Raw genomic sequence first — 1961 nt, 5'->3', positions numbered from 1 at the left:
CTCACGTGTGTTCGCGTTGCTCCTCACAACGAGATTCACCACAGTTTCTTGAACAGCAGGATGTTGGCACAGTACGGCTTCAATTTCTCCCAACTCAATGCGGAAACCACGTATTTTGACTTGCTCGTCAACGCGACCAAGTAACTCAATATTGCTATCTGGTAAATACCGTCCTACATCTCCGGTTTTATACAACCGTGCACCTGGTTCAGAGGAAAACGGATGGGGGATAAATCGCTCCTTAGTCAAATCCGGACGGTTAAAATAGCCTCGCGCCAGACCCACGCCACCGATGTATAACTCTCCACAGTCACCATCTGCAACTGGCTGTAAATTTTCATCCAAAATATAAATCTCAGCATTACTAATTGGGCGACCAATCGGAGCATGAGTGTAATTTGTGCCGCGCTGGCAAACCCAGATAGTAGAATCAATAGAAGCTTCAGTCGGGCCGTAACAATTGACCAGTACATTATCCAAATTTAAACGCTCAAAGAAGCGTTCAACCAGTTCAATCGGTAACGCTTCACCACCACTAGTGATGTGCCGCAGGCTTCGACAATTCTCAATTCCCTCTTGCTCAAGTAAAGCACGCAACTGCGCGGGAACCAACCCAGCAACGGTGATTTGCTGTTTCGCGATCGCCTCAACCAAGTAACTCATGTCTCGCTGTCCGCCAGGACGCGCCATCACCAACTGTGCGCCAAAGCACAACGGCCAGAATATCTGCCAAACCGAAGGGTCAAAACTAAAAGAAATCGTTTGTAAAACTTTATCGCTTGCAGTTAATGCAAATGTTGTTTGCCGCCAATAAAGTTGATTGCAGATACCGCGGTGGGGAATCATGACACCTTTGGGTTTGCCTGTCGAACCAGAGGTGTAGATCACGTAGATGAGGTTGTCAATCGTTGCGTCACTGATTGGATTGGCTTGGCTGTTGCGGGCGATATTAACCCAATCTGAGTCTAGGCAAACTACTTGTGCCTGATGTGTTGGTAGACTTTTAACCAAGTCTGCTGTTGTCAGCATCACTGGTGTTTGGGTATCTTCTAAGATAAAGGCTAAACGTTCGCCAGGATAGGACGGGTCTAACGGTACATACGCACCACCGGCTTTGAGAATGCCCAGCAATCCCACCACCATCTCTAGGGAACGTTCAACACAAATACCCACCAGTACTTCTGGCCCTACTCCCAAACTCTGTAAGTAGTGTGCCAGTTGGTTCGCCTCTTGGTTTAACTGCCTGTAGGTAAGTTGTTCATCTTCAAATACTACCACCACTGCATCGGGTGTGCGTTCAACTTGCTTTTCAAAAATCTTGTGTATGCACAGATGCTCAGTATAAGTATAAGTGTAGTTGCAATCTTCTTGTTGGGTATTTCTCGAAGAAATACGTTTTTGGTATAATTTACTACTATATGTCATCATGTTTATTAATATGAATAAAATTCATTACTACAAAAATAGAGTTACCAAATATTACAAGAAGAATAATAGTAATTTCAATCCTGCTCTTCAAGCATTAGTTACATTTGAAATTACTATAATGATTCATAACTAAGCTCATTTTATTTTGTCATTTTGCTTGCCAAACCAATGTTAGGTGTGATGCACAAACCTAGACTAAAGTAACACTTTTTTTAGTAATTTTTTCTCGTGCCAATGCGAGTTCTTGATACACTTTTTTTAATCTTGTTTCATCTTTAATATGATGCTCAAAATACTTTAAATAAGCTTCAAGAAATTGAATACACAAGTGTGGATTTTCTGTGTCTATAAGAAAAGGTAAATCACTTTCGACCATAAAGCGGATAGCCAGTAGTGGAATAGGACTGCGAAGAGGACGGAAATTAGGGTTGTGCAATCCAGAACTTTCAGTACGCTTATGAAACTCTCCTAGCATCAGTCCTAATTCTACAAAAGAAGGCTTAAGTTTTTTTTGGACACCATCGATAAATTTG

General features: G+C 42.2%; 1 protein-coding gene and 1 pseudogene. Both read right to left on the bottom strand.

Annotated elements, in window-relative coordinates; translation table 11 throughout:
* Positions 1 to 1335 (bottom strand): annotated as a pseudogene (locus tag FIS9605_RS35855) (non-ribosomal peptide synthetase); the annotation flags it as partial.
* Positions 1336 to 1618: 283 nt separating this feature from the next.
* On the bottom strand, positions 1619 to 1961 hold a 343-nt coding region (locus FIS9605_RS43705), incomplete at its 5' end, for a DUF6875 domain-containing protein (protein ID WP_026730788.1).

This window comes from Fischerella sp. PCC 9605, assembly GCF_000517105.1.
Taxonomy (GTDB): Bacteria; Cyanobacteriota; Cyanobacteriia; order Cyanobacteriales; family Nostocaceae; genus PCC9605.
This window is presented reverse-complemented; position numbering and strand designations above follow the sequence as displayed.